This is a genomic window from Sinorhizobium arboris LMG 14919 (genome assembly GCF_000427465.1).
Taxonomy (GTDB): domain Bacteria; phylum Pseudomonadota; class Alphaproteobacteria; order Rhizobiales; family Rhizobiaceae; genus Sinorhizobium; species Sinorhizobium arboris.
Window position 1 is genome coordinate 740,660 of the sequence record NZ_ATYB01000008.1, and the last position, 25,593, is coordinate 766,252.

Below are 25,593 nucleotides of genomic sequence, written 5' to 3' on the forward strand. Positions count from 1 at the left end.
GCGTCGTTGATCATGGGAACAGCCGCGAGCAGGCTTCGCGCTCACCCGAACGGGCGCGTCGATCCTCTCCAGCAACCTTGCTCATGGCGCGCGACATTGGGCGCCACCGGTGGTTTGCCCGGGCTCAAAACCGTGGATGCAAGCGGCATGCCAATCGGCAGAACCCGGGGAAAGCGTGCGCGAATCCGGGAAAACAGGGCGGCTCAGGTTCGCCGCGCTTTCTGGCATGGTCAAATATTAGCCGACCGGCATCGCCCCGCCCAATTATCAGGCAGAGGAAGCTCTCGCCTTATCGACAGGCAGAGACCCGCCCTCCGGCGCAGGCCGGCCTCGGCGGGTCTCGTCGCAACAAACAACAGGGACAAGAAAGCCGCGGGGGCCGGCTACACCTCGACGCCCAGGACGCCGCAGCAGTCTCCTGGCTTGATCAGCCCCGGGAAATGCCGGGCCACCAGAACGCCGTTCATCTTGGCCCGGACCTCGACGGGTTCCATGCCCGTGCGTCCGACCGGATAAATCCGCGCGATCGTTGCGCCGCGTTCGACCGTCTCGCCGAGATCGGCCAGGAACTCGACGAGACCTCCATCCTCCGCGAACGCGAAGCAATCGTCGCTCGGCATGTCCAGCCATCTGGTGGGTTCCGCCTCGGCCTCGCCCTTCAGGATTCCGGCATGCTTCAGGACGTTCCGGACACCGCGCTTCGCTATCACCGCAGTCCGGGCGGTGGCCGAACCGCCGCCACCGAGCTCCGTCGTGATGAAGATCTTGCCCATCTCCTCGGCCGCCGTGTCATACATTCCGACCGCGTCGATCTCCAGCATCTTCATCGAATAGGGCGCACCGAATGCCCGGACGAATTCGAAGGCTTTTTCCTCCTGCACTTTGTCGGGCAGGATATGCGCGGCGCAGAAAGGCAGGAAGTCGAGCGTCTTTCCGCCCGAATGGAAATCAAGGACGATGTCGGCAAGCGGCAGCAGGACACGCTGGAAGTAATCCGCGATCTTCTCGGTGACCGTACCATCCGGCCTCCCGGGGAAGCTCCGATTCATATTGCCCTTATCGATCGGCGATATCCGCGTCTGGGCCTGGAAGGCAGGATAGTTCATCGCCGGCACGATGATCACCCTTCCCTCCACGTCGGCCGCATCGAGCTTGCGCGCGAGATCGAACAGCGCGATCGGCCCCTCATATTCGTCGCCGTGATTGCCGCCGGTCAGGAGGGCTGTTGGGCCCTCTCCATTCTTGACCACTGTGATCGGAATCATCACCGACCCCCAGGCGGAATCGTCGCGGCTATAGGGAAGGCGCAGAAAACCGTGCTGGACGCCATCGGCCCCGAAATCGACCGTGGCGCTGATCGGCGATGGCCGCAAGTGATGCTCCCTCATGCTTTCAATCCTTGACCATCAGCTTGCGCGGCACGGAGGCGAGGCACTCGACACCGCTCTCGGTGATGAGAATGCTCTCCGTCGTCTCAAAGCCCATGTCCTCGAGCCAGAGCCCCGTCATGAAGTGAAAGGTCATCCCCGGCTTCAGTTCCGTCTTATCGCCCGGACGCAGGCTCATCGTGCGCTCGCCCCAATCCGGCGGATAGGAAAGACCGATGGGGTAGCCTGTGCGGTTGTCCTTGACGATTCCGTATTTCTTCAGCACGGCGAAGAAGGCGTTGGCGATGTCCTCGCAGGTGTTGCCTGGCTTCGCGACGGCGAGTCCTGCCTCCATGCCCTCCAGCGTCGCCTTCTCGGCATCCAGGAAGGCCTGGGTCGGCTTGCCCAGGAAGACCGTGCGCGACAGCGGCACGTGATAGCGATTGTAGCAGCCGGCGATCTCGAAGAAGGTGCCCTCTCCCCGCTTCATGGGCCGATCGTCCCAGGTCAGATGCGGGGCAGAGGCCTCCACGCCGGAGGGGAGCAACGGCACGATCGCCGGATAGTCGCCGCCGATGCCGTCGACGCCGCGCGTTCCCGCATCGTAAATCTCGGCAACCAGGTCGCATTTGCGCATACCTACTTCGATCTTGTCGAAGATTCGCTGATGCATGGCTTCGACGATCCGCGCCGCATTGCGCATATACTTGATTTCCGTCTCGCTCTTGACGGCGCGCTGCCAGTTCACCAGCGCCGTCGCGTCGATGAAACGCGCATTGGGCAGGTGTTTCTGCAGCGAGGCGAAGGCGGCCGCCGAGAACCAGTAATTGTCCATTTCGACACCGATGCGCAGCGAGCCGAAGCCGCGATCGGCGAGAATCCCCGAGAGATAGTCCATCGGGTGACGTTCGGTCGACTGAACGTAATGGTCGGGATAGCCGACGATGTTCTCATGGCCGAGATAGGCGGTAAACTTCGCCCCATTGGCATCCTGGCCGCGCCCGAACCAGATCGGCTCGCCCGAAGGCGGCACGATCACCGCCTGATGCACATAGAAGGACCAGCCGTCATAGCCGGTGAGCCAGGCCATGTTGGAAGGATCGCTCACGATCAGGAGGTCGACGCCTTTCGTCTCCATGGCCTGTCGCGTCTTTGCGAGCCGCGCTTCATATTCCCCAAGGGAGAATTTGAGGTTGGGTTGGGTCATGTCTCTTCCCTCGTTCTTCCGGTCCCGTTTCTCCGGGTATCCGGGTCAACTTTCGAATGTGCTACCTGCGTCCGCCGCGGCCGCCCGCGCGAAGGCGAGCGTGGCGATGGCGGTGTCCTGGATGCCGGTGCCGGTCAGGTCCGCGATGGTGATCTCGTCGGCGCGCGTGCGTCCGGGCCTCAGTCCGGCTATCACCTGGCCCAGTTCCGCGAACGCGGCATCCGCCGATACGAGACCAGCGGCAATCGCGTGATGCAGCTCGCCCAGACGCCGCGTCTGCCCGAGGCTGTCGGCGACGTAGGTGGCACGCACGATCGCATGCGGATCGAGCTCGTTCTTGTGCTCGGCGTCCGAACCCATCGCCGTGACGTGCTGCCCCGGCTCGAGCCATTCGGCCTTGAGAACCGGTTCCTCGGACGGTGTCGTCGTAATGATGATGTCGGCGCCGGTGACGGCCGCTCTCGGATCGGTTTCGGCCCTGACCGGAAACCCGAGCTTCCCGGCAAGCGCATGCGCGGCCGCTTCGGCCTTGGCCGCGTCGCGGGCCCAGACGCGCCCCTCCCGGATCGGACGCGCGAGCGCGAGCGCTTCGAGCTGAAGCCTTGCCTGCATGCCGGCGCCGAAGACCGCGGCCACCGAGGAGTCTTCCCGTGACAGATGTCTTGCCGCAACCGCTCCTGCGGCCGCCGTCCGCACGTCGGTGAGATAGCCGTTGTCGAGCAGCAGTGCCTGAACCAGCCCGGTTTTGCTGGACAGAAGCACCATCATGCCGTTGGTGCTCGGCAGCCCGATCTTCGGATTGTCAAAGAAGCCGGGGCTGATCTTGATCGCAAAACCGTCGAGCCCCGGCACGTAGGCCGTCTTGACGTCCACCTCGCCGCGATGTTCCGGAATATCGAGCCTCAGAATTGGCGGCATCGCCACTGCCCTGGTGGCCAGGGCGTGAAACGCATCCTCGACGCAGGCAACCGCTTCGCGATCGAGCGGCACGATGGCGCGCAATTCCGCCTCGGTCAGAATCTTCATCCGTGTCATGCCTCCTCCTCGCGGAATGGGTCCGTTTCGCCGTTCATCACGCGCAGGTGCAGATCCATGTCGACGTTGCGACCCGATAGGATGACCGCGATCGGGCCGTCGATCCCCTCGATCTTGCCGGCGAGAAGCGCCGCGATGCCGACTGCGCCCGCCCCCTCGACGATCTCGCGCTCCTCGGCATAGGCATGGCGCATGCCGGCGGCGATTTCGGCTTCCGTCAGAAGGATGATGTCGTCGAGGAGATCCCGGCACATGCGGAATGTGACGCGATTGTCGAGGCCGATTCCACCACCGAGCGAATCCGCAAGGCTCGGCTGTTCTTCGACGAGCACGGGTCCGCCGGCCGCAAGGCTCGCCTTCATCGCCGCGCCGCGCTCCATCGTCAGCCCGATCACGCGCGTCGCCGGTCTGCGCGCCTTGACGGCCGCCGCCACCCCGGCGGCCAGCCCGCCGCCCGAGACCGGCACGAGCACCATGGCAACGTCCGGCATCTGTGCGACGATCTCAAGTCCGAGCGTCCCCTGCCCGGCGACGATCGCCGGATGGTCGAAAGGCGGTACCGTCACAAGACCCCGTTCCGCGACAAGCCGGTCGACCTCCTCCTGCGCCTCGTCCTGGGACTTGCCGACGATCCGCACATTGGCGCCAAGACGTCTGATTTCGGAGACCTTGTTCACGGGCACAAGATGCGACATGCAGATGGTCGCGACCGAGCCCTCCGCCTTTGCCGCATGGGCAAGTGCCCGGCCATGGTTGCCGGTCGAGGCGGCGATCACGCCGAGCGCCCGGTCGCCGGCAGAAAGCGAAAGCACCGCATTGGTGGCGCCGCGCAGCTTGAAGCTCCCCGTCGTCTGGTGGTGCTCGAGCTTCAGGCCGACCGGCACGCCGCAGAGTTCGCTCAACGAACCGGATGTTGCGAGCGGCGTGGTAAGTACACGGCCTGAAATACGCCGTGCCGCCACTTCGATATCGTCTATCGTCACAGGAAGAGAAGCACTCACGACCATTCTCCCCTAAGCGGCAGTGCCATCAACTGGCCAAGCTCCGGCCGCACCGACCGATCGCCGCAAAGACGAAGGCAGGCCCAGGCGGTGGCGTAATTGCTGCTGACGACCGGCTTGCCGATCGCCTGTTCAATTTGAGCGACGACGCCGGCGGCGCGAACGGCTGTGCAGGAAACAAAGAGCGCATCCGATTCCGGTGCCGCCGCTTCCTTTGCGAAGGCCACGATCTCCTCCGGGCGGATCCGCGCCATTTCGCGATCGTCGGTGAGGCCCAGGCAGGTGAACCTGTCGATCGCGAAGCCGAGATCGGCGAAATAGTCGGCCATGGGCCGGCTGGTCTCGATCGTGTAAGGGGTGAGAACCGAAATCCTGGTTGCGTCCAGTGCACGCAAGCCTTGGACCGACGCGGCCGTCGGCGTGACCACGGCCGCCTCCGGCTTTGCGGCCTTGATCGCCGCAGCAACCTCCTTGTCGCCGATGACCACGGAGGCCGAGGTGCAGGAATACATGACGACGTCGAGCGTTTCGTCCGGCAGGATCAGGGCTGCCGCCGCGGTGAGCGACGGCTGCATCGCCCGCAGATTTTCCGGCGTCACCGGATTGGCGTAGGGAATACGCGTGACATAGACGCCGATCCGGTCCGACGCGACCATGCGCTGGAAATCGACTTCCGTCGTATGGTCCGTGGCGAGGATGACGAGGCCGATCCGCTTGTCGAGCGGCCGTTCGTCGCGGCGCGGGCTCCGCGCCGCCAGCGAGAGCGTGACCGGGGCTCTCATCAGCGCTGCTCCGCCCGGGCATAGCGCTCTTCCAGCCAGCGCAGGAAGAAGACGGAGATCAGGCTCATGATCAGGAAGAACACGCCGACCAGCGTCATCGGTTCAATATAGCGGTAATTGCTGTTGGCGATGCTCTTCGCCTGGTTCATCAGTTCAAGCACGGTGATTGCCGACAGCAGCGGCGTTTCCTTGAACATCGCGATCAGGTAGTTGGCGAGCGCGGGTATCATCGGCGGAATCGCCTGCGGCAGGATGACGTGCATCCAGGTCTGGCGGGCGGTGAGGTTCGTCGCCTTGGCCGCCTCCCACTGACCGCGGGGCACGTTCTCGATGCCGGCACGATAGACCTCGGCGGCATAGGTGCCGTAATGGATGCCGAGGCCAATGACGCCGGCGACCAGGGCAGGCAGACGGATTCCGATGTCCGGAAGCACATAAAAGATGAAGTAGAGCTGGACGAGCAGCGGCGTGCCGCGGATGAACTCGACGGCAAAGCTCGTGGCGCGCGCGATCGGGGGCGGCGCGGTCATGCGCAGGATGGCGAAGAGGAGGCCGATCACCGCGGCGACGACCGCACCGAGCGCCGTCGCGAGGATCGTGATCTTCAACCCCTCGATGAGGGTCGGCATGATCTGGCGGACGAATTCCCAATCCCATTCCATGGTCAGACCCTCACACCGTCCAGGCCGCGCGTAACGCGCCTCTCGAGCCACCGCATGCCGAGCGAGATCAGCCAGGCCATGACGAAATAAAGCAGCAGGATGGTCGCGAAGGGGATCAGGGTGCTGCCGGTCTGGGCGCGGACCACCTGGGCCTGAAACGTCATATCGCTAAGCGAGATCAGCGAGACGACCGCCGTCCCCTTCAAGAGCTCGATGGCGTTGTTGCCGAAAGTCGGCAGCATCAGAGGCAGCGCCTGGGGCAGTACGATGTGGCGCATCGCCTGGAAGCGCGTGAGATTGAGCGCGATGCAGGCCTCGCGCTGCTCGCGGCCGATCGCCTTCACCGCACCCCGTACGACCTCCGCTCCGTAGGCGCCCACATTGAGGCCGAGCGCGAGAACGCCTGCCTGCAGCGGCGTCAGCGTGATACCGGCGAAAGGCAAAACGAAATAGGCCCAGAAGAGCTGCACGAAAATCGAAGTGCCGCGGAAAAACTCGATATAGGTCGTGGCAAGGGCCCGCACGGCCATGAACCGGCTGACTCGCCCGAGCCCGGCCGCAAAGGCGACCACGACGGCAAGCGCCGAGCCCATCAGGGTCAGCTGCACGGTCACCCAGGCGCCCTGGAGGATCAATCCGATATAGCCGGACCAGTCGATCATCGTTTCGTTGTTCCAGTCAGAGTTTCGGCTTGGTTGCCGCCGCCCACGCCGCCTTCCTCCGCATGGTGCGAACGGAAGGCGGCGGGAAGCCCCAGCCAGGGCTTATTTCGCGGCGCAGAGCTTTTCGCGGGTGGTCGACATCGCGGCCTTGGCCGAGAAGCCGTAGGGCTCGATGATCTTTGCGAATTCACCCGACTCCTTCAGCTTGGCGAGCTCGACATCGAAGGCGTCCCGGAGCGCCTCGTCGCCTTTCCTGAAGGCGGCCCCATCGCAATAGACCGGCGCACCCTCGACGGGCGCAACGACCTCGATGTTCGGGTCATTTGCCTTGGAGACGAGATCGTTGATCGAAAGGACCGGAAGCGAGTAGACGTCGATGCGGCCGTCCTGCAGCATTTTCAGCCCGCTCTGGCCGTCCGGCACCACGATGACACGGTCGCGCGGCACGCCGGCTTCGAGTGCCAGCTTCTCCTCGGTACCGCCGCCCGGCGCACCGATCTTGGCATCCGGATTGTCGGCGATGTCCTTGTAGCTTTTGAGACCGAGCGGGTTGCCTTTCTTCAGCGCGAAGGCCTCCGCATCGCAGAGGATCGGCTGAGAATAGGCGACAGCGGCGCAGCGCTCCGGCTTCATAAAGAGTCCGGCGGTGATCGCGTCGTGTCGGCCGGCCTGAAGGCCCGGGATCATCGCGCCATACTCGGAAATGGAAGCGACCACATCCGCAACGCCGAGCCGCTTGAAGATCTCGCGGGCGACATCCGGTGCTGCACCGGAAACCTTGCCGTCGGCTCCGACGGCGGTAAAGGGCGGTTCGTTGGCGATGGCGATGCGCGCAAACCCCTGTTCCCTCAGCTCTTCGAGCTTGTTCTCATCCGCCGCGGCTGGCGTCGCCACAGCAATTGCCATCAATGCCGTGGCGCCTGCCGCCATTGCCACCCAATCTCTCAGTTTCATCGTTCCCAACTCCTCTGTTCTCTCGATGTTTTCCTTGAGGCAATGTCGGCCGTAAGGCTTAGACGCGGTGCCCTGCCGCTATGATCTTGCGCAGGAACGTCTGTGTGCGCTCCTGCTTTGGATGCCGGAAAATGTCTTCAGGCTTTCCCTCCTCCACGATCTTGCCGCGGTCGAAGAAAAGCACCCGGTCCGCGAAATCATGGGCAAAACCCATTTCGTGGGTTACGAGCAGCATCGTCATGTCCGTCTCGGCCGCGAGCTTGCGCATGACGCTCAGGACCTCCTCGACGAGCTCGGGATCGAGCGCGGAGGTCACCTCGTCGAAAAGCATGATCTTGGGAGAGAGTGCCAGCGCCCGGGCAATCGCGACACGCTGCTTCTGCCCGCCCGAAAGCTGTGCCGGCATGCTCCTGGCCTTGTCGGCCATGCCGACCATGTCGAGCAATTCCATCGCGCGCTTTTCCGCAGCGGCACGCACCACGCCCTTGGTCAGCATCGGCGCCAGCGTCACGTTGTCGAGAACGCATTTGTGAGGAAACAGGTTGAAGTGCTGGAAGACCATGCCGATCTTCTCGCGCATCTTGTGAAGATGCCGCTCGTCGGCCGCTACGAGGCTGCCCGCCTTCTTCATGTGATAGAGCTGCTCGCCATCGACCTGGATGAAGCCCTCGCTGATCGTCTCCAGCGTCATAAGAATGCGCAGAATGGTCGTCTTGCCCGAACCGGATGGCCCGATCAGAGCCAGCTTCTCGCCCGGCATCACCTCCATCGACAGACCGTCGAGCACGGTCAGCGGACCGTATCGCTTGACTATGTTGTCGATGCGAATGATCGGCTGGGACATTCACGCCTCTCCCTTTAGAGACCCCTGAAGCGCAATGGCGCCGCTCCGAAACCGCTGCGCGCTGCCGGGCGCCATGCGCTAATGTCCTAACGATGATCCGGTTCCGAAATCATGTCAATGTGAATAATAATATCATGACAATTATTCGGAAAATGCGCGAAAGCTGGGCATTCGCCTCAAATGACGAGCAGCAAGGCCTCCGGCTCGCCGAGCGCCAGGGAGGCGACGATGCCAAGCCCGGACTTCAGTTCCTGCTCCGTAGTCGAGCCGAGCGATATCCTGACGGCCGGACGCCAGCCGCTGTCGGCTGTCCGGAAGGACGCACCGGGCGCGATCGCCACCCCGCGCAAGCGCGCCTGCGAAACGAAGGCGTCCTCCTGATGCCCCTCGGGCAGCGGCAGCCAGACATGCAGGCTCTGCGGGTGGTTTTGGTGGGCAAGGCTCGACAGCATCTCCTTGGCGATCGCATGGCGAGCGGCCAATGCCCGGCGTTGCCAGTTCACCAGCTCGAGCGCCGTGCCGTCGCTCACCCACTGTGTCGCGATCTCCGCGATCGCGGGGGTCGCCATCCAGTTCGAAACCAGATGCCGGTTGGCGACTGCGGCCACGTAACGGTCAGGCGCCACAAGATAGCCTATCCGCAGGCCCGGCACGGTGATTTTCGTGAAACTCGTCACATAAAGCGTGCGTTCCGGCGCCAGCGCGGCGACCGGAGGCAACCGCTCTTCTACCAGGGGTCCGAGAATGTCGTTCTCGATGATGGCGATGTCATGCCGGCGTGCCACCTCCGCCAGCGCCGCCCGACGCTCGGCACTCATCAGGGTCGCGGTCGGGTTGATCACCGAGGGCTGCAGGAAGACCGCGCGGATCACGCCTTTGCGGCAGGCTTCGTCCAGCGCATCCGGGATCATGCCGTCGCCGTCGATCGCGATGCCCTGAAGATGGATGCCGAGATAGGTCGAAAGGGGCACGAGCGTATGATGGCTGATGGCCTCCGTCGCGACCGTCGAACCGGGCGGCGCGACGCTCATCAGCGCCACGGTCATGGCCGAGGTGGCGCCATTCGTCAGGTTGACGTTGAGCGGCGAAACATCGAGGCCGCAGCGCAAGAGCCATTCGGCAGCGACGTTGCGGTGGCGTGGGAAAACCATGTTCGGCCGGAACGAGAGGGCCGAACTGGGCGGCAGATTCTCGGCGAGCCAGGCGAAGCCCTGCCGCATCTTTTCCAGATGGTACTGCTCGCAAACGGGCTTCAGGATCGAAAGATCGATCAGTTCGCCCAGGCGTTCCGGCAGATAGGGCGGCTCCGGTTCGCGCTGACGCGTCTGTACGAAACTTCCGCGTCCGACCTCGCCGGAAATCAACCCGCGCCGGATAAGCTCGTCATAGGCGCGACTCACCGTCTGCACCGACAACTTCAGGTCGTCGGCGAGCTTGCGGTGCGTCGGCAACCGCGTGCCGTTCTGGAGCCTGCCCTCCTGTATCGCGCGGGCGAACTGGTCCGCCAGCGAGAGATAGGCGGGGCGGCGCAGAAGTGTCGTGTCGGGCGTCCAATTTGTCATGATTTTAACAGTGATCAAAATCAGCTCAATTGACAATGCAAAAGTGAGCACCCAATGTCTTTTCCCGGCTTCGGCATGACCAGTACCTGCGGAAGGACCCTTTTATGAAGCTCGATGCGATCGATCTGCGCATCCTCGAAGCGATCCAGGCCGACGGGCGGATCACCAAGCTGGCACTCGCAGAGAAGGCCGGCCTGTCTCCGACGCCATGCTGGATGCGGCTCAGAAAGCTGGAAAGAGCCGGCATCGTCACCGGCTACCATGCCCGCGTGGCGCTGCGCCGCGTGGCGCCGGTCGCCAGCGTCATGATGGAGGTCACTCTCGGCAATCACCGTCAGGCCGATTTCGACCGCTTCGAGCGCGCCATCGCCGCGATCCCCGAGGTCGTCGCCTGCTGGTCAGTCGGCGGCGGGGTCGACTATATCCTCAAGGTCATGACCGCCGACATCGATGCATACCAGCGGCTGGTGGACGGCATGCTAGAGCGCGAGCTCGGCATCGACCGCTATTTCACCTACATCGTCACCAAAACGGTCAAGGAGGAGACGGTGCTGCCGTTCGGTTCGCTCTTGCCGCAGGCGTCGGCGGGGCAGGAATAGGCGGCAGTGGGTTTCTGCACCGCCGGACTCTGCAGCCGCACGCCTCTCGAGCCTGGTCGAAATTAAGTTTTGTTCAGCGGTACGCGTACTGGCGCTCGGCGGAATGGAAGTGAGAATCCGACAACGGCCAGGGATCAGCTTGGCTGAGTCTCCAACTTCGGAACGGCATCGAGCAGCATCTGTGTGTAGGAATGTAGGGGCGTGGTGAAGACTTGTGCCGCAGGTCCCTGTTCCACGATCTCACCGTAGCGCATCACCACGACGCGGTCGCACAGATGATGCACGACCGACAGGTCATGGCTGATGAATAGCAGCGTGATGTTGAGATTGCGGCGCAGTTCCATCAACAGATTGATGACCTGCGCCTGTATCGATACATCGAGAGAGGCGACGGGCTCATCGCAGATGATGACCTCAGGCTGCATGGCCAACGCCCGAGCTATGGCGATGCGCTGGCGCTGGCCGCCCGAGAACTGGTGGGGATAGCGGTCCGCCAGCGCCGGGTCGAACGCGACGGCGCGAAGCCATCTGTTGACGTAATCGCGCGCATTGGCGCGCGTGCAGAAGCCGTGTGCGACAGGCCCTTCGGCGACTGATTGGAAGATGGTGCGGCGCGGATCAAGCGAGGCGAAAGGATCCTGAAAGATCATCTGCACATGGGTGCCGAGTTTGCCCGTCGCCGATCGCACCGGCTTGCCGCCGACGCTGACCGTGCCGGAGGTCGGCGGATAAATGCCGCACAACATGCGCCCGAGCGTGGATTTGCCGGACCCGGATTCGCCGACGAGACCGAGGATTTCACCACGGGCGATGGTGAGATCGGCCGATATCACCGCATGAACGGGGCTAGGCTCCCGCAACAGGCCCCACCGTATGCCGAGACCCCGCAGAAAACCGATGCGCGGGGCGAAGATCTTGTCGATTGCCTCCGCCTTCACGAAGGCGGCGTCGGGTGCAGCACCGATTGCAGCGCCGCCGAGCCCACTCAAATCCATTGGGCCCGCTGCTTCGGTAGCGGCAGATGCCAACGGCTCGCCTGGCCTCGAATGTGCCGGCAGCGCGTCTAGCAGGCCTCGCGTGTAGGGGTGCTGCGGACTGTGCAGGACCTGCCGTGCCGGCCCTGCCTCGACGATCTTGCCGCGCCGCATCACCGCGATGGTGTCGGCGATCGAGGAGACTGTAGCAAGATCGTGGCTCACCCAGATCAGGGAGGTTCCCATCTCGGCCACCAGCGCCTTCACCATGCGTAATATCTCGGCCTGAACGGAAACGTCGAGCGCGGTAGTCGGCTCGTCGGCGATCACGAGCTGCGGCCTATGAAGGAGCGCGATGGCGATGGCCACACGCTGGCGCATGCCGCCGGAAAACTCGTGCGGAAACTGGTCCACCTTGGCTTCGGGGTCGACGATCTTGACCTTGTCCAGAGCCTCGACCGCGCGACTGCGTATTTCGGCGTCCGACACCTGCTCATGCGCTCGGATCGCCATCCCGATCTGATCGATGATCCTGACCACCGGGTTCAGCGTCATCATAGGGTCCTGGAACACCATCGAGATGTCCTTGCCCCGTACCTTGCGCAGTTCCTTCTCATCGAGCCCGACGAGTTCGCGCCCGTTCAAACGGATGGAACTGCCCGGTTGAATGCAGCCGGTCTCCTCCAGCAGGCCGATCACCGAGAAGCCCGTAACGGATTTGCCCGAGCCGGATTCGCCGACCAGCCCCATGACCTCGCCACGCTTCAGCGTGAAGGAGATGTCATCCACCGATTTTACGGTGCCCTGGTCGGTCTCGAAGTAGGTCCGCAGGTTACAGACATTCAGAAGATGCCTCATTTGCGCAGCCTCGGATTGAGCTGATCCCGAATCTGGTCGCCGACTAGGTTGATCGCCATGATCAGGATGATCAGCGCCACGCCCGGATAGATTGCGATCCAATAGCGTCCCGACATCAGATACTGGAAGCCGTTGGCGATCAGCATGCCGAGCGACGGTTCCGTCGGCGGCAGGCCGACGCCCAAGAAGGAAAGGGTCGCTTCCAGCGAAATGGCAGAGGCGATCTGCACCGTGGCAACCACGATGAGCGGCGGCAATGAGTTCGGCAAGATATGGCGGGTAACGACGAACCAGCCGCTCATCGGCACCGATAGGGCCGCCTGGACATAGTCCTTCTGTCGCTCGGCGGCGGCAGCGCCATGGGCGGTGCGCACGAAATAGGCATATTGGGCAAAGACCAGAGCAAGGATGAGCTGTGACTTTCCCTGTCCGAGGATCGCGGCCACGACGAAGGCCAGCAGGATCGCCGGGAAGGAAAGCTGGATGTCGACGATGCGCATGATGGCGGATTCTGTACGTCCGCCGACATAGGCGGCGAAGCACCCCACCACGGCACCGATCGAGAAGGCGATGGCGCCAGCCACTAGCCCCATCTGCAGGGAGATTCTCAGGCCGTAGACGATGCCGGAAAGCAGATCGCGCCCTTGGCTGTCGGTGCCGAGCAGATGCACGATGCCGCTCGAGCCGACATAGCCCGGCGGACGGCGAGCGTCGCGCAGCACCAGCGACTTCAGGTCATAGGGATCTTGCGGCACGACGAGTGGCGCAAAGACCGCCGCGAGAATGATGGCGACCACCACCGAAAGGGCGGCGACCGCGACCTTGTTGCGGCGAAAGGCGTACCAGAACTCGGCCAGCGGCCTGACGGATTTCACCGCATGGGATTCCATCGACATTTCAACGCCTTCCCTGGCGCAGGCGCGGATCGAGCGCCGCATAGGCGATATCCACGCACAGATTGATGACCACGAAAAGCGCCGAGACCAGCATCAGATAGGCGACCATGACGGGCCGGTCGAGCGAGGTGATGGAGTCGACGATCAGCTTACCGAGCCCGGGCCAACTGAAGATCGTTTCTGTGACCAGCGCGAAGGCCAGTGTCGAGCCAAGTTCGAGTCCGAACACCGTCACCAGGGGGATCGAGATGAGCTTGAGCACATGGCGGCGCAGGATGGTGCCCTCGGAAATACCGGCCGCGCGCGCGAACTTGATCGTGTCGGTCAGCATCACCTCGCGGGTGCCTGAGGCTGCCAGCCGGCACATCATCGACAGCTTGAACAGAGACAGGTTGAGAGCCGGCAAGATGAGATGCGACCAGCCATCCAGAGTGAGGAAGGAAAACGGTATGCCGAACAATTCCCCGGTCTGCCCTCGACCGCCGGCAGGCAGGATGCCGAGTTGCACAGCAAAAACCATGATCAACATCAGGCCGATCCAGAAGGTGGGCACCGAGAAGCCAAGGATCGACACTGCCATGATGGCCTTGGCGACGAGACTTTCGGGCTTGTAGCCGGCATAGACCCCGAGCGGAATGCCTATGAAGGAGGCGAACAGAACCGCGATAAGAGTCAGCTCCAGCGTCGCCGGCAGGCGCTGGGCGATCAGCGTGACGACCGGCATGTTGAAAACGAAGGAGCGCCCCAGATCCCCGGTCACCAGCCGCTGCAGGAATTGGAAATATTGCTCCCACAAGGGCAAGTCGAGCCCGTATTGTTCGATGACCCGCTGGCGCATTTCCTGCGTCACATCGGGCGAGATCAGAACGTCGACCGGATTGCCGATGACGTAAACGCCCATGAAGACGAGCATGGACATGACCAACAGCACTAAGAATGCTTGTCCCAATCTGCGAAGAATAAAGGATGCCATGTCTGCCCCTGGGTTGTCGTCCGCAATGAGTGCCGAGCGCCTCCAAAGCTTCAGTGCCAGCCGTTTTCGATCTCGTGGCGAGTTTCCGTGACGCCAACCTGCCAGAGCGCCAGCATGTCCGCACCGGACCGCTGGAAGACACCGTGATAGTTGCCTTCGGCGAGACGCTCGCGCTTGCGGCCGGCGTCGACGCGCGCCGTAGCAGCAAAATCAATCCGTTCCTTCTGGAAATCGGGGATCGGCGCGCCTTCGAGGCGGGTCCAGGGGAAATTCTCCATCCAGCTCGCATGCGAAGCGGCAGGATCGATCTCCAGCACCTTGGCCATGGTCTTCGGCGCGCGCCACCAATCATGCAGCTTGACCGAGGTGTCGCGGTTGCGGTTCATCCACTCGCTGATCACCGGACTGACCGGCGTGTTGCCACCATGGCCGTTGACGATGAGGATGCGCCGGAAGCCGGAGCGATAGATGCTGTCGAGTATATCCTCGAGCACACCGATATAGGTGCGGAGCGACAAGCTCACGGTACCGGGGAAATCGGCAAAGCCTGAGGCCATGCCGTAGGGCAGGCACGGGAATACCGGCACGCCCGTCGGCTCGGCCGCTTCCACGGACACGCGCTCGGCCAGGATCATATCGGTAGCGAGGCTGAGATAGGCATGCTGCTCAATGGAGCCTATCGGCAGAACGCACCGATCGTCCTCCTTCACCCGCTCCTCGATCTGACTCCAATGCATGTCCTGAATGCGCATTTCCTGTCCTTCTCACTGGTCGGCCACGCCTTCGGGCGTCGCCCGCCCTTACTGCCTCGCAAGGATCCATCAGTTGATTTAGTTCTTTATGGATCAAAAATTGCTGTTGACGCAAGGCTTTCTTGCCAAATAAAGTTCCATTCGAGATCATTTTCAGTTTTTGCGCCGGAGAGCGAAATGGATGAGGCGACGCGTCAGGCGCTGTTTGAGGGACGGGCGGGCCGGGAAGAGCCCATGGCCTCGCCCGGCACGAAAATCGAATCTCTCATGCACGCGAAACTGTGGGACAATCCCTGCTGGTTCTCGTTCCGCCTCAACTATTTGGCGCTTCATTTCAACAACCCGGTCTACGGATATATCCAGCAGCACCTAGGCCTGTTGCGCCCCGAATTCGTGGTGCTCTGGTCGCTCTATCTGGGCGGAAGCTCGACGCTGACCGAAATCGTGCGCTCGTCCGGCTTCCCGAAGAATACGTTGAGCCGCGCGGCCAACAAGCTGTTCCGTCTGGGATTGATCGATCGTCAAGTCGACCAGGACGATCAGCGCCGCATCACGCTCGGCCTGACCGAGAAGGGGCAGGAGGCGGTAGAGTTCACCAAGGGCATGATGATCGAGCACGAGCGCCGTATGCTTGAATGCCTAAGTCCCGCCGAGCGGCTGAGCCTTTCTGAAATCATGACCAAACTGGTCACGGCATCGGGCCAGCGGCCGCAGACAATCGATGGCGCACAGCCGGACGAAGGCCTGTGATCGGCATTTCGGTCCGGTCCAAGCCGGACAGCGGCAGGCACGCCAATACCGCGTCTAACGAGAGAGGAAGCGAATGATAATGAAATCCATGCTCCGGGCTGCCCTGGTGGCCACCATCCTGTCCTCACCCGCCGCTGCGCTCGCCGCCGAACTGGTGATCGCAACGAAGAACGGTCCGGCTTCGATGGATCCGCATTTCACCGCAACCGCGGCCAATGCCGAAGCCACCAAGCACATCTTCGACACTTTGCTGCGCTCCGGGAACAATCTGGAGATTCTGCCGTCGCTGGCGACAAGCTGGCAGACGCTGGACGACACGACCTGGGAATTCAAGCTGCGTCAGGGCGTGAAGTTCCACGACGGCTCCGATTTCACCGCCGAGGACGTCAAGTTTTCCATAGAACGCATCCCGAACGTTACCGGCCCAAACCCATCGACCATCTATGTGAGGCGCGTCGCCGGCGTCGAGATCGTCGACGACTATACGGTGCGCGTGAAGACCAATGGCCCCGCCCCCACCCTGCCGAACGATTTCGTGCGCCTGTTCATTGTTTCCCACAAGGCCGCGGCCGATTACTCGACCAAGGATAGCTCGGCCGAAGGATTCAACATGGGCAGGGCGACCATCGGCACCGGCCCGTACAGGTTCGTGAGTTGGGCGCCGACGCAGGATCTGGTGCTGGAGAAATTCCACGGCTACTGGGATGGTCCCCAACCCTGGGACAAGGTGGTTCGCAAAGAAATCCCCAACGACGCAGCCCGTGTCGCCCAGTTGAGGGCAGGCCAGGTCGACCTCATCTCCAAGGTGCCGGCGACCGATCTGGCCAGCATCGAGTCCGATTCCGCGCTGCAGGTGATCAAGACGGAATCGATCTACATTCCCTATTTGGAGTTCGACTTCCGTGAAAACTCCCCGCAGGTGTGGGACAATGCCGGAAAAAAGCTCGACAAGAACCCCTTTCTCGATCCGAGGGTGCGGAAAGCCTTCGATCTGGCGCTCGACCGCGAGACCATCGTAGAATTTGCGCTGGAAGGCATGGGCGTCGTATCCACACAGCTCGTCAGCCCCAACATCTTCGGCTACAACCAGGATATCGCAGCACCGGCCTTTGACCTCGAGGCAGCTCTCAAGTTGATGGCGGATGCCGGCTATCCCGACGGCTTCGAGGTTGCGCTCAGTTATGCCAACGACCGCATGCCGACCGAACTCGGGCCGACTGTCGCGCAGCTCCTGGCCGCGATCAATGTCACGGTCAAGGTGCAGGGTGTGCCGGCCGCGGTGTTCAACCCTGCCAAGACGCGCGGCGAATATTCGCTATACATGGCCTCCTGGGGCACGCTGACAGGCGAATCCAATTACATGCTCTCGTCGCTGATGCATACCAACGATGCGGCCAAGTCGCTCGGAGCCTTCAACGTGCGCGGCTATTCGAACTCACAAATGGACAAGCTGATCGAGGATGCCGCGATCGAAATGAACGAAGCCAAGCGCCGGGCTCTGCTCGAGGAAGCGAACATGCTCGTAGCGACCGACCGACCCGACCTGCCTCTGGCGACCAATCTATCCGCCTGGGGCGCCAAAGCCGACAAGGTGACCTACGATCCGCGTTCGGACGAGGATACGCTGGCAATGGATGTCCAACCCAAGCAGGAAGCCGAGTAATCTGCCTCAAGGGGCACCGGCGACCGCAGGTGCCCTTTCTCATGTGCGCCTGTAATGGGAAGCTCCTGCGGGTGGAAGTCCCCCGTAAGCTGGTCACGGTTCGTGACGCGAGGCGCAAGTGCATTAGGGCAACCGATCGCGAGTCCGGCAGCCTGGAGCGTAAGCCGCGTCCAATGGGCAGGAACTGGATAGGCGGCGGTGCCTGCCCCTATAGGATCGGAGGTTCTTCATGACGAAATTCGCCCTTGCTATCCATGGCGGCTGCGGCGTGATGGCAAAGCTGGACCTCAGCGAGGCCGAATGGATCGCGGCCCGGCGCGATCTCGGGCGCGCGCTGGAAGCGGGCTATGCCATTTTGGAACGCGGCGGTCGCGCAATTGACGCCGTGCAGGCCGCCGTCGTCGTCATGGAGGACAGCCCGCATTTCAACGCCGGCCACGGTGCGGCGCTGAACGAAAATGGCATCCATGAACTAGATGCCTCGATTATGGACGGAGCGACGCTGGCCGCCGGCGCGGTCTGCGCTTCGCGCCATATCCGCAATCCGGTGCTTGCCGCACGCGCCGTCCTCGAACACGGCGATGCCGTCCTGCTCGCCGGCCCCGCCGCAGATCGATTCGCCGAGGCCAGAGGATTGGCGGTGGAGGAGCAGGCCTATTTCACCACCGGCCGGCGCAAGCGGGCACTGGCTGCTATGAAGGCGCATATTGCCGCCGGCACACAGGCTTCTGCCAGCGAGTCGGAAAAGCACGGTACGGTGGGCGCGGTCGCGCTCGACCAGCATGGCCATCTGGCCGCCGCCACGTCGACCGGCGGCTATAGCAACAAGCCCGACGGGCGGGTCGGCGACAGCCCGGTCGTCGGCGCCGGCACCTATGCCCGTGACGGCGTCTGCGCCGTCTCCGGCACCGGCAAGGGTGAGTTCTTCATCCGCCATGTCGTGGGCCACGAGGTCGCCGCGCGCATGACCCATCTGGGCGAGGACGTGAGGACGGCATCTACGAAGGTCATCATGGGGGACCTTAGGCCGCACAATATCGGCGCCGGCCTCGTCGCCGTCGGTGCGGACGGCTCGATCGCCGCACCTTACAATACGGAAGGCATGTTCCGCGGCTGGGTCACCCACAAGCAGAAGTTCCATGTCGCCTCTCATGGCGAGGTTATTCGCCATGAGCCGGACGGCCGATAGAAGACCAAGGGGTCGCAAGCGGCATATCCTTGGCGACAAGCAACTTAATCTGGTCCATGCCTGATCGACACCGGAACCGTCGCCCTGGCTGCAGAAGTGTCCAGATGCTTCCCCTGGCTGCACCACGTCTTCGCCGATGGCGGTTACGCAGCCGAAAAGCTTCGCGATGCTCTGCTGCGCATCAGCCTCCGCCTGGCTGTTCATCGTCTCGGCTCACCTCTTCGCCGCCGCATCGCAAGAGTATGAAATCATGGTCGATAATTTCGACCCCAGCCCCTACTGCGTGTTTCCTTTAATCCTAATCGATCGAAGGGAAAAAACATGCAGCAGATCAAATTGTCTGCAGCGACCTTTGCGCGTCTGATAAGACGCGCGGCGCTGTAGACAATCTCTCTCTCCGCTGCCCCCACTTTGGTCAAACTCTCTTCGCCATCGCCGCCGATTGGACAATCTCTCCGGGGAACGATGGCACTCTTCTCCCAACAGTCGAGGAGAACCGATATGACCGCCGTATTTGCGCGCACAGCCTTTCACGACGCGTTGAAAAACCTGAACGACCGCCAATTGCTGCGGGAGCTTGCCTATGTCGGCGGCCGCTGGGTTGCCGGGCGGGACGGTACATGCGTGGAGGTGAGCGACCCGGCAAGCGGCGCAGCCCTGGCCTTCGTCGCCTCGCTCGACACCGCCCAGACCTCCGAAGCGATCGACGCGGCGGAAAAGGCGTTCAGGCCCTGGCGCAACATGCTGCCGCAGGCACGCGCCGCCATCCTGCACAAATGGCACGATCTGATGCTGGAAGCCCGCGAGGATCTCGCCCTGTTGATGACCCTCGAACAGGGCAAGCCGCTTGCCGAGTCGCGCGGCGAGATCGATTACGCCGCATCCTTCATCGAGTGGTATGCCGAGGAAGGCAAACGCATCAATGCCGAAAGCGTGACGAGCCATCTTGCCGGCGCCGAAATGATCGTGCGCCGCGAAGCGCTCGGCGTTGTCGGCGTCGTCACGCCCTGGAACTTCCCCTCCGCAATGATCACCCGCAAGGCGGCCGCGGCCCTTGCCGCCGGCTGCACCGTGGTGGCGCATCCCTCCTCCGAAACTCCTCTTTCGGCTCTCGCCCTGGCTGAGCTCGGCGAGCGCGCCGGGTTTCCCGCAGGCGTCTTCAATGTCGTCACCGGCAAGGCCGCAACGATCGTCGGGAGAATGTGCGAGGACACACGGATACGCGCGATGAGCTTTACCGGCTCCACCGAAATCGGCCGGCTGATCGCCTCGCAATGCGCGCCGACGATGAAGCGCCTGGTCATGGAGCTCGGCGGGCATGCCCCCCTCATCGTCTTTGCGGACGCGAATGTCGAGAAAGCCGCCGATATCGCGATCGCCGCGAAGTTCGCGACGTCAGGACAGGATTGCCTTGCCGCCAACCGCATCTACGTCGAGCGGCCCGTCCTCAAAGCTTTCCAGGAGGCCTTTGCCGCGCGGATTGAGCGTTTGAAGGTCGGCTCCGGGATGGAGCAGGACATGGATATCGGGCCTCTGATGCACGAGCGCGCCGTCGCCAAGGTCGAGGAACAGATTGCCGACGCATTGACGCTGGGCGCCAGGCTTGCCGCCGGCGGCAAGCGCCACGCCGCCGGGCCGCTCTTCTTTCAGCCGACGCTTCTGACGGATGTGCCCGACGACGCGCTGATCATGCGCGAGGAGACCTTCGGCCCGGTCGCCGCCGTGACCGGATTCGACAGCGAGGACGAAGTGGTCGCGCGCGCGAACGACACCGAATACGGGCTCGTCGCCTATGTCGTGACCGAAAACGGCGCCCGTCAGATGCGGCTCGCCCGCGCCCTCGAATACGGTATGGTGGCGATCAATCGGGTGAAGATCACCGGCGGGCCGATCCCCTTCGGCGGCTGGAAACAATCGGGTCTCGGCCGCGAAGGCTCCCGCCATGGCATGGAGGCCTTCACCGAGCTCAAATATCTCTGCATCGACACCGCTGCCTGACCTGAGCAATTCCGGCAATACTGTGTAACGGTTTTGCGTCTGGAATTTGCGTGAAAACAACAGGATAGAGCGTTTTCGCGGTTCGGCCGAAATGCTCCGGATTTCATGAAAGGAAAGACCATGCTCGAAAGAAGCAACGAACTCACCGCCTGGGACCGCGACCACTTCTTCCATCCCTCGACCCATATGGGGATGCATGCGCGCGGCGAGACCCCGACCCGCGTGATCGGCGGCGGCGAAGGCGTCTACATCACCGATATTTCCGGCAAGCGGAGCCTCGATGCCTTTGCGGGCCTCTATTGCGTCAATGTCGGCTACGGCCGCCAGAAGATCGCCGACGCGATTGCCGAACAGGCTAAGAACCTCGCCTACTACCACGCCTATGTGGGCCACGGCACCGAAGCGTCGATCCGGCTTTCCAAGATGATTATCGACCGGGCGCCGGAAGGTATGAGCCGCGTCTATTTCGGGCTTTCGGGCTCCGACGCCAACGAAACCAACATCAAGCTGATCTGGTATTACAACAATATTCTCGGCCGCCCGGAGAAGAAGAAGATCATCTCGCGCTGGCGCGGCTATCATGGCTCGGGCGTGATGACCGGTTCGCTGACCGGGCTTCATCTCTTCCACAACGCCTTCGACCTGCCGCGGGCACCGATCCTGCACACGGAAGCGCCTTACTACTTCCGCCGCCCCGATCGCTCGATGAGCGAAGAGCAGTTCTCGCAACATTGCGCAGACAAGCTCGAGGAGATGATCCTCGCCGAAGGCCCCGACACCGTTGCCGCCTTCATCGGCGAGCCGATTCTCGGCACCGGGGGGATCGTGCCGCCGCCGAAGGGCTATTGGGAGAAAATCCAGGCGGTGCTTCAGAAATACGATATCCTGCTCGTCGCCGACGAGGTGGTCACCGGCTTCGGTCGTCTCGGCACCATGTTCGGTTCCGACCATTACGGCATCAAGCCGGACCTGATCACCATCGCCAAGGGCTTGACCTCGGCCTATGCGCCGCTTTCCGGCACGATCGTCTCCGACAAGCTCTGGCAGGTGCTGGTGAAGGGTTCCGACGAGCTTGGCGCAATAGGCCATGGCTGGACCTATTCGGCCCATCCTATCTGCGCTGCGGCCGGCATCGCGAACCTGGAACTGATCGACGAACTCGGCATCGTCGAGAATGCCGGTTCGACGGGTGCCTATTTCCGGGCCGAACTGCAAAAAGCCGTAGGCGATCATCGCCATGTCGGCGAAGTGCGCGGCGACGGCCTGATGGCTGCGATCGAGTTCGTCGACGACCGTGACGATCGCGCCTTCTTCGATCCGGGCCGCAAGGTCGGACCGCAGGTCGCAGCAGCGCTCCTCGAACGCGGCGTCATCGGCCGCGCCATGCCGCAGGGCGACATTCTCGGCTTCGCGCCGCCGCTCTGCCTGACGCGGGACGAAGCTGACATCGTCGTCAAGGCGGCAGCCGACGCCATCCAGTCCGTACTCGGTCGCTGAGGAAAATGCCCATGATGCATTCGGTTCCGAAGACCATGACCGCGGTGCTTCTGACGGGGCACGGCGGCCTGGAGAAGCTCGTCTACAGCCGGGACGTACCCGTCCCGGCTCCGGCTGCGGGCGAGGTGTTGATCAAGGTAGCAGCCTGCGGCATGAACAACACGGACGTCTGGGTGCGCGAAGGCGCCTATGGGACGGAAGACGACCCTTCCGCCGTCTCGACCTGGCGCCGCCACGGCAATACGCTGACCTTCCCGCGCATCCAGGGCACGGACACGGTCGGGCATATCGTTGCCGTGGGCGAGGGCGTCGACCCGGCGCGCATCGGTGAGCGCGTCATGGTCGACTTCTCGATCTACAACCGCGACGACGACAGTCTGGCCGACATCGACTACATGGGTCATGGCCGCGATGGCGGCTATGCCGAATATATGGCGCTTCCGGCCGAAAACGCCCATGTGGTCGCGACCGACCTGACCGATGTCGAGCTTGCCACCTTCTGCTGCGCCTATCTCACCGGCGAGCGGATGCTGGAACGGGCGCGGCTTGCCGCCGGCGAGACCGTGCTCGTGACCGGCGCCTCGGGTGGCGTCGGCTCCGCGATCGTCCAGCTCGCCCGCGCCCGCGGCGCCGTTCCGATTGCCGTTGCCGGACCGGGCAAGGAAGCGGCGATGCTGGAAATCGGCGCGCAGGCCGTCGTGACCCGCGGTCAAGGCGACCTCGCCGAGGCGGTGGAGGCGGCAAGCGGCGGCCGGCCGATCGATGTGGTCGCCGACCTCGTCGGCGGCCCCCTCTTCAACGACCTCCTGAAGATCCTGCGCCCGGAAGGCCGCTACACCACTGCCGGCGCGATCGCGGGGCCGGTCGTGCAGCTCGATCTCAGGACGATGTATCTGAAGCAGTTGGAACTGCACGGATCGAGCCAGGGGAGCCGCGCCGACTTCCGCCGCCTCGTCCGCTATATCGAGGAGAAGAAGATCCGGCCGCTCGTCGGCGGCATCTATCCGCTATCGGAATTCCATCGGGCACAGACGGACTTCATGGCGAAGAACTTCGTCGGCAAGCTCGTGGTGGTGCCCGATTGAGGTCCCCATCGCTCCAGATCACGATGTTTTAGGTCTGGTCGACGTAGAACCTGTACGTGATCGATTCCAATAGGTTGAGACCCGGGGTGCGGGCGGAAAACCGCACGCATCTTTCCTCATCTCGCTCCAGTTCCCCCTCTTCTCCGTGCTTGTCATGGAGACCCGGCAGCGCCCTGTCCGCGATGACCACGAACTGCCAAGATATTAACCTTGAAATTATGGAACATATATCCATAAATGCGAGGATGATCCGCCGAAGAAAAGCCACACAGCTTCTCGAGCTGCTAGATACCAATCCAGCTGTTGCGCTTCTGGGACCTAGACAAGTTGGGAAGACCACGCTCGCCCTTGAGATTGGCGAAGGTCGGCCGGCGGTCTATCTGGACCTGGAATCCGACGGCGACCGGGCAAAGCTTGCTGAACCCGAACTGTACCTTTCAAATTTCGAAAACCAACTTGTCATCCTGGATGAAGTTCACCGCATCCCGGACCTATTCCAGAACCTGCGGGGACTGATCGACCGCGGCCGGCGCAAAGGCATTCGTACCGGCCGCTTCCTCCTACTCGGATCAGCATCGATCGATCTTTTGAAACAGTCTGGCGAAAGCCTCGCGGGCCGCATCGCGTATCTCGAACTCGCACCGATTGATGGGCTCGAAATAGCAGAAAGTGACTTTCAAAATCTGTGGCTCCGAGGAGGGTTTCCGGACAGTCTGCTTGCAGCGAGTAATCGGGTCAGTCTGCGTTGGCGCCAGGACTTCATTCGGACATACCTCGAGCGCGACATTCCGATGCTTGGTCCCCGAATTGCGTCCGAGACATTGCGACGTTTCTGGACAATGCTGGCTCATCATCAATCGGGGCTGTTGAATGCAGCGGAATTCGCGCGATCGCTTGGCGTCGATGGCAAGACAGTCGCTTCTTATCTCGACCTGATGGTCGACCTGCTCTTGGTCCGGCGACTTGAACCCTGGCATAGCAATGTCGGCAAACGACTGGTCAAATCCCCGCGCGTCTATGTTCGAGACTCCGGCCTCCTTCACGCGCTACTTGGACTGGAAACCCTGGACGACGTCCTTGGCCATCCAGTGAGTGGAGCGAGTTGGGAAGGCTTTGTAATCGAAACGTTGATTTCGGCCATGCCTGAAGGTTCTCAGCCGAGTTTTTATCGCAGCTCGGCTGGCGCCGAAATCGATCTGGTTCTAACGCTGCCTCGTCAAAAGCAGTGGGCAATCGAGATCAAGAGAAGCCTCAGCCCGAAGGTTGAGCGCGGCTTCCATCACGCGTGCGAAGACATCAATCCAGAGCGCCGTATCATCGTCTATCCCGGTCGTGATGCTTACCCGTTCAACGCGAAGACCGACGTCCTTCCATTACGTCAGTTAGCAACCGAACTGGCCGAACTCGGCCAATGAAATGACGTGGAGCGCAAATGCTGACGTTCAGTTGTATCGACATTTTCCGGCCTTATGTCGACCACATGGACATCTTGTTTGCCCCCACCTCCTTCACGAAGCAGCGCTCGGTGCGGTAGACCGTGGAGCCGCCGACCACCGCCCGCGGTGGCGATGGTCGCTTGTCGACTACAAATGCTCGTTTGCCTCCTGTTAGGCGCACAGCAGTGAGGGAGTATCGGAGAACGTCAGGCGCCCGCCTGCATTCTCTCAAATGCCTCCGCGATCCGCTGCGGCGCCTTGGGACGCGCATACATCCGCTCGAGATATGCCTTTAGACTCGGAAAGCCGTCTATCAGTCCGTTTTCATTGCCCCAGTCCAGAACATAGGCGGTGACGCAATCAGCGATGGTTATCCTGTCGCCGACGATGAATTCACGCCCGTCCATGTGACGCTCAAGCACTGCCGCCATCGCCGCGAATTCTTCTCTGGCCAGAGCAATGTCACCGGGCAAACGCTTGTCTTCCGGATACAGGAATGTGTGCTTGGCCATCCGCCAAAGCGGCTGTTCAAGCTCGGTAACCGCAAACAGAGACCAGCGATATGCCTGCGCGCGTTCTTTCAGGTCGGCGGGCATCAGCCCTTTGGCACCATACTTCTCCGCCAGATACATCACGATCGCGGCGGATTCCGTGAGGACGAAGTCACCGTCCACCAGCACCGGCAGCTTTCCGGCTGGATTGAGACGCAGGAAGTCTGGGTGACGGTTCTCGCCGGCCGGGAGGTTGACCGGCACGAACTCGAACTCCGCATCCAACTCCCGAAGCGCCCAAAGTGCGCGAAGAGAGCGCGTCGGACCCATTCCATACAGCTTCAACATCTCGGTTC

23 protein-coding genes and 1 pseudogene are annotated in these 25,593 nt (G+C 62.5%); 9 read left to right on the forward strand and 15 right to left on the reverse strand.

The features are described 5' to 3' along the window. Positions 1-383: 383 nt before the first annotated feature. The 10 genes from doeB to ehuR form a co-directional block, all read right to left on the reverse strand. A complete protein-coding gene (gene doeB, locus SINAR_RS0104040; protein WP_027997870.1) occupies positions 384-1,388 on the reverse strand; it encodes a N(2)-acetyl-L-2,4-diaminobutanoate deacetylase DoeB in 1,005 nt (334 codons plus the stop codon). A 4-nt stretch (positions 1,389-1,392) separates the two neighbouring features. Beyond that, positions 1,393-2,574 (reverse strand): ectoine hydrolase DoeA, encoded by a 1,182-nt coding sequence (gene doeA, locus SINAR_RS0104045; protein WP_027997871.1) that lies wholly within the window; start codon positions 2,572-2,574, stop codon positions 1,393-1,395. A 45-nt stretch (positions 2,575-2,619) separates the two neighbouring features. Continuing rightward, positions 2,620-3,609 (reverse strand): ectoine utilization protein EutC, encoded by a 990-nt coding sequence (gene eutC / locus SINAR_RS0104050; protein ID WP_027997872.1) that lies wholly within the window; start codon positions 3,607-3,609, stop codon positions 2,620-2,622. Next, on the reverse strand, positions 3,606-4,610 hold the full coding sequence (gene eutB, locus SINAR_RS0104055) for a hydroxyectoine utilization dehydratase EutB (RefSeq protein ID WP_027997873.1): 1,005 nt from the start codon (positions 4,608-4,610) through the stop codon (positions 3,606-3,608). Before eutB ends, eutC begins: the two co-directional genes overlap by 4 nt. After that, positions 4,607-5,392 (reverse strand): ectoine utilization protein EutA, encoded by a 786-nt coding sequence (gene eutA / locus SINAR_RS0104060; RefSeq protein WP_027997874.1) that lies wholly within the window; start codon positions 5,390-5,392, stop codon positions 4,607-4,609. The genes eutB and eutA overlap by 4 nt, the downstream gene beginning before the upstream one ends. Beyond that, positions 5,392-6,054: an ectoine/hydroxyectoine ABC transporter permease subunit EhuD gene (gene ehuD / locus SINAR_RS0104065; protein ID WP_027997875.1), complete on the reverse strand. Its 663-nt coding sequence runs from the start codon at positions 6,052-6,054 to the stop codon at positions 5,392-5,394. Before ehuD ends, eutA begins: the two co-directional genes overlap by 1 nt. A 2-nt stretch (positions 6,055-6,056) precedes the next feature. Further along, positions 6,057-6,716, reverse strand: coding sequence for an ectoine/hydroxyectoine ABC transporter permease subunit EhuC (ehuC, locus tag SINAR_RS0104070; RefSeq protein WP_027997876.1), 660 nt, complete (start codon positions 6,714-6,716; stop codon positions 6,057-6,059). Positions 6,717-6,818: 102 nt separating this feature from the next. Beyond that, a complete protein-coding gene (gene ehuB / locus SINAR_RS0104075; RefSeq protein WP_027997877.1) occupies positions 6,819-7,670 on the reverse strand; it encodes an ectoine/hydroxyectoine ABC transporter substrate-binding protein EhuB in 852 nt (283 codons plus the stop codon). 58 nt (positions 7,671-7,728) lie between these two features. Beyond that, a complete protein-coding gene (gene ehuA / locus SINAR_RS0104080) occupies positions 7,729-8,514 on the reverse strand; it encodes an ectoine/hydroxyectoine ABC transporter ATP-binding protein EhuA (RefSeq protein ID WP_027997878.1) in 786 nt (261 codons plus the stop codon). A gap of 176 nt (positions 8,515-8,690) precedes the next feature. Continuing rightward, entirely contained in the window at positions 8,691-10,076 is a 1,386-nt protein-coding gene (gene ehuR / locus SINAR_RS0104085; RefSeq protein WP_050577436.1) for a MocR-like ectoine utilization transcription factor EhuR, read from the reverse strand. Positions 10,077-10,180: 104 nt separating this feature from the next. Here ehuR and SINAR_RS0104090 point away from each other — a divergent pair, with 104 nt between their 5' ends. Beyond that, positions 10,181-10,675 carry an Lrp/AsnC family transcriptional regulator gene (locus tag SINAR_RS0104090; protein WP_027997880.1) on the forward strand — a complete coding sequence of 165 codons (495 nt, stop codon included), beginning with the start codon at positions 10,181-10,183 and terminating at the stop codon, positions 10,673-10,675. Positions 10,676-10,809: 134 nt separating this feature from the next. Here SINAR_RS0104090 and SINAR_RS0104095 read toward each other — a convergent pair whose 3' ends face one another. Genes SINAR_RS0104095 through SINAR_RS0104110 form a run of 4 tightly spaced genes read right to left on the reverse strand, consistent with a single transcriptional unit; the run spans position 10,810 to position 15,128 of the window. Continuing rightward, a complete protein-coding gene (locus SINAR_RS0104095) occupies positions 10,810-12,507 on the reverse strand; it encodes a dipeptide ABC transporter ATP-binding protein (protein ID WP_027997881.1) in 1,698 nt (565 codons plus the stop codon). Continuing rightward, a complete protein-coding gene (locus SINAR_RS0104100; RefSeq protein ID WP_050577437.1) occupies positions 12,504-13,403 on the reverse strand; it encodes an ABC transporter permease in 900 nt (299 codons plus the stop codon). The genes SINAR_RS0104095 and SINAR_RS0104100 overlap by 4 nt, the downstream gene beginning before the upstream one ends. Before the next feature lies 1 nt (position 13,404). Further along, positions 13,405-14,376 (reverse strand): ABC transporter permease, encoded by a 972-nt coding sequence (locus SINAR_RS0104105; RefSeq protein WP_027997883.1) that lies wholly within the window; start codon positions 14,374-14,376, stop codon positions 13,405-13,407. A 50-nt stretch (positions 14,377-14,426) separates the two neighbouring features. Further along, complete coding sequence (locus tag SINAR_RS0104110; protein ID WP_027997884.1) at positions 14,427-15,128, reverse strand: creatininase family protein; 702 nt, start codon at positions 15,126-15,128, stop codon at positions 14,427-14,429. A gap of 177 nt (positions 15,129-15,305) precedes the next feature. Here SINAR_RS0104110 and SINAR_RS0104115 point away from each other — a divergent pair, with 177 nt between their 5' ends. The 8 genes and pseudogenes from SINAR_RS0104115 to SINAR_RS0104150 all read left to right on the forward strand — a co-directional run bounded on the left by SINAR_RS0104115 (position 15,306) and on the right by SINAR_RS0104150 (position 24,725). Continuing rightward, positions 15,306-15,878, forward strand: a complete 573-nt coding sequence (locus SINAR_RS0104115; RefSeq protein WP_050577419.1) for a MarR family winged helix-turn-helix transcriptional regulator — start codon at positions 15,306-15,308, stop codon at positions 15,876-15,878. A 79-nt stretch (positions 15,879-15,957) separates the two neighbouring features. After that, on the forward strand, positions 15,958-17,541 hold the full coding sequence (locus SINAR_RS0104120; RefSeq protein ID WP_234710562.1) for an ABC transporter substrate-binding protein: 1,584 nt from the start codon (positions 15,958-15,960) through the stop codon (positions 17,539-17,541). 229 nt (positions 17,542-17,770) lie between these two features. After that, positions 17,771-18,730, forward strand: a complete 960-nt coding sequence (locus SINAR_RS0104125) for an isoaspartyl peptidase/L-asparaginase family protein (RefSeq protein ID WP_027997887.1) — start codon at positions 17,771-17,773, stop codon at positions 18,728-18,730. Continuing rightward, positions 18,723-18,913: pseudogene (locus tag SINAR_RS1000000137645) on the forward strand (IS5/IS1182 family transposase); the annotation flags it as partial. The gene SINAR_RS0104125 and the pseudogene SINAR_RS1000000137645, both read left to right, overlap by 8 nt. 318 nt (positions 18,914-19,231) lie before the next feature. Continuing rightward, a complete protein-coding gene (locus SINAR_RS0104130) occupies positions 19,232-20,728 on the forward strand; it encodes an NAD-dependent succinate-semialdehyde dehydrogenase (protein ID WP_027997888.1) in 1,497 nt (498 codons plus the stop codon). A gap of 120 nt (positions 20,729-20,848) precedes the next feature. Further along, a complete protein-coding gene (locus SINAR_RS0104135; RefSeq protein WP_027997889.1) occupies positions 20,849-22,225 on the forward strand; it encodes an aspartate aminotransferase family protein in 1,377 nt (458 codons plus the stop codon). A gap of 11 nt (positions 22,226-22,236) precedes the next feature. Then, a complete protein-coding gene (locus tag SINAR_RS0104140) occupies positions 22,237-23,310 on the forward strand; it encodes an alcohol dehydrogenase family protein (protein WP_027997890.1) in 1,074 nt (357 codons plus the stop codon). 245 nt (positions 23,311-23,555) lie between these two features. Then, complete coding sequence (locus SINAR_RS0104150) at positions 23,556-24,725, forward strand: ATP-binding protein (protein ID WP_027997891.1); 1,170 nt, start codon at positions 23,556-23,558, stop codon at positions 24,723-24,725. Between the two features lie 227 nt (positions 24,726-24,952). On the opposite strand, the gene SINAR_RS0104160 is transcribed toward SINAR_RS0104150, so the two are convergent. Continuing rightward, positions 24,953-25,585 (reverse strand): glutathione S-transferase family protein, encoded by a 633-nt coding sequence (locus SINAR_RS0104160; protein WP_027997892.1) that lies wholly within the window; start codon positions 25,583-25,585, stop codon positions 24,953-24,955. Between the last annotated feature and the right edge of the window lie 8 nt (positions 25,586-25,593).

Bases quoted from the DNA above. Each gene is read 5' to 3' on its own strand.
- ehuC (WP_027997876.1), bottom strand. From the start codon at position 6,716: ATGATCGACTGGTCCGGCTATATCGGATTGATCCTCCAGGGCGCCTGG.
- ehuA (WP_027997878.1), bottom strand. From the start codon at position 8,514: ATGTCCCAGCCGATCATTCGCATCGACAACATAGTCAAGCGATACGGT.
- SINAR_RS0104140 (WP_027997890.1), top strand. From the start codon at position 22,237: ATGATGCATTCGGTTCCGAAGACCATGACCGCGGTGCTTCTGACGGGG.
- SINAR_RS0104090 (WP_027997880.1), top strand. From the start codon at position 10,181: ATGAAGCTCGATGCGATCGATCTGCGCATCCTCGAAGCGATCCAGGCC.
- doeA (WP_027997871.1), bottom strand. From the start codon at position 2,574: ATGACCCAACCCAACCTCAAATTCTCCCTTGGGGAATATGAAGCGCGG.
- ehuB (WP_027997877.1), bottom strand. From the start codon at position 7,670: ATGAAACTGAGAGATTGGGTGGCAATGGCGGCAGGCGCCACGGCATTG.
- SINAR_RS0104150 (WP_027997891.1), top strand. From the start codon at position 23,556: ATGATCCGCCGAAGAAAAGCCACACAGCTTCTCGAGCTGCTAGATACC.
- eutC (WP_027997872.1), bottom strand. From the start codon at position 3,609: ATGACACGGATGAAGATTCTGACCGAGGCGGAATTGCGCGCCATCGTG.
- ehuR (WP_050577436.1), bottom strand. From the start codon at position 10,076: ATGACAAATTGGACGCCCGACACGACACTTCTGCGCCGCCCCGCCTAT.
- SINAR_RS0104100 (WP_050577437.1), bottom strand. From the start codon at position 13,403: ATGTCGATGGAATCCCATGCGGTGAAATCCGTCAGGCCGCTGGCCGAG.
- SINAR_RS0104105 (WP_027997883.1), bottom strand. From the start codon at position 14,376: ATGGCATCCTTTATTCTTCGCAGATTGGGACAAGCATTCTTAGTGCTG.
- SINAR_RS0104130 (WP_027997888.1), top strand. From the start codon at position 19,232: ATGACCGCCGTATTTGCGCGCACAGCCTTTCACGACGCGTTGAAAAAC.
- SINAR_RS0104115 (WP_050577419.1), top strand. From the start codon at position 15,306: ATGGATGAGGCGACGCGTCAGGCGCTGTTTGAGGGACGGGCGGGCCGG.
- ehuD (WP_027997875.1), bottom strand. From the start codon at position 6,054: ATGGAATGGGATTGGGAATTCGTCCGCCAGATCATGCCGACCCTCATC.
- SINAR_RS0104125 (WP_027997887.1), top strand. From the start codon at position 17,771: ATGACGAAATTCGCCCTTGCTATCCATGGCGGCTGCGGCGTGATGGCA.
- eutA (WP_027997874.1), bottom strand. From the start codon at position 5,392: ATGAGAGCCCCGGTCACGCTCTCGCTGGCGGCGCGGAGCCCGCGCCGC.
- SINAR_RS0104095 (WP_027997881.1), bottom strand. From the start codon at position 12,507: ATGAGGCATCTTCTGAATGTCTGTAACCTGCGGACCTACTTCGAGACC.
- doeB (WP_027997870.1), bottom strand. From the start codon at position 1,388: ATGAGGGAGCATCACTTGCGGCCATCGCCGATCAGCGCCACGGTCGAT.
- SINAR_RS0104135 (WP_027997889.1), top strand. From the start codon at position 20,849: ATGCTCGAAAGAAGCAACGAACTCACCGCCTGGGACCGCGACCACTTC.
- SINAR_RS0104160 (WP_027997892.1), bottom strand. From the start codon at position 25,585: ATGTTGAAGCTGTATGGAATGGGTCCGACGCGCTCTCTTCGCGCACTT.
- SINAR_RS0104120 (WP_234710562.1), top strand. From the start codon at position 15,958: ATGAAATCCATGCTCCGGGCTGCCCTGGTGGCCACCATCCTGTCCTCA.
- SINAR_RS0104110 (WP_027997884.1), bottom strand. From the start codon at position 15,128: ATGCGCATTCAGGACATGCATTGGAGTCAGATCGAGGAGCGGGTGAAG.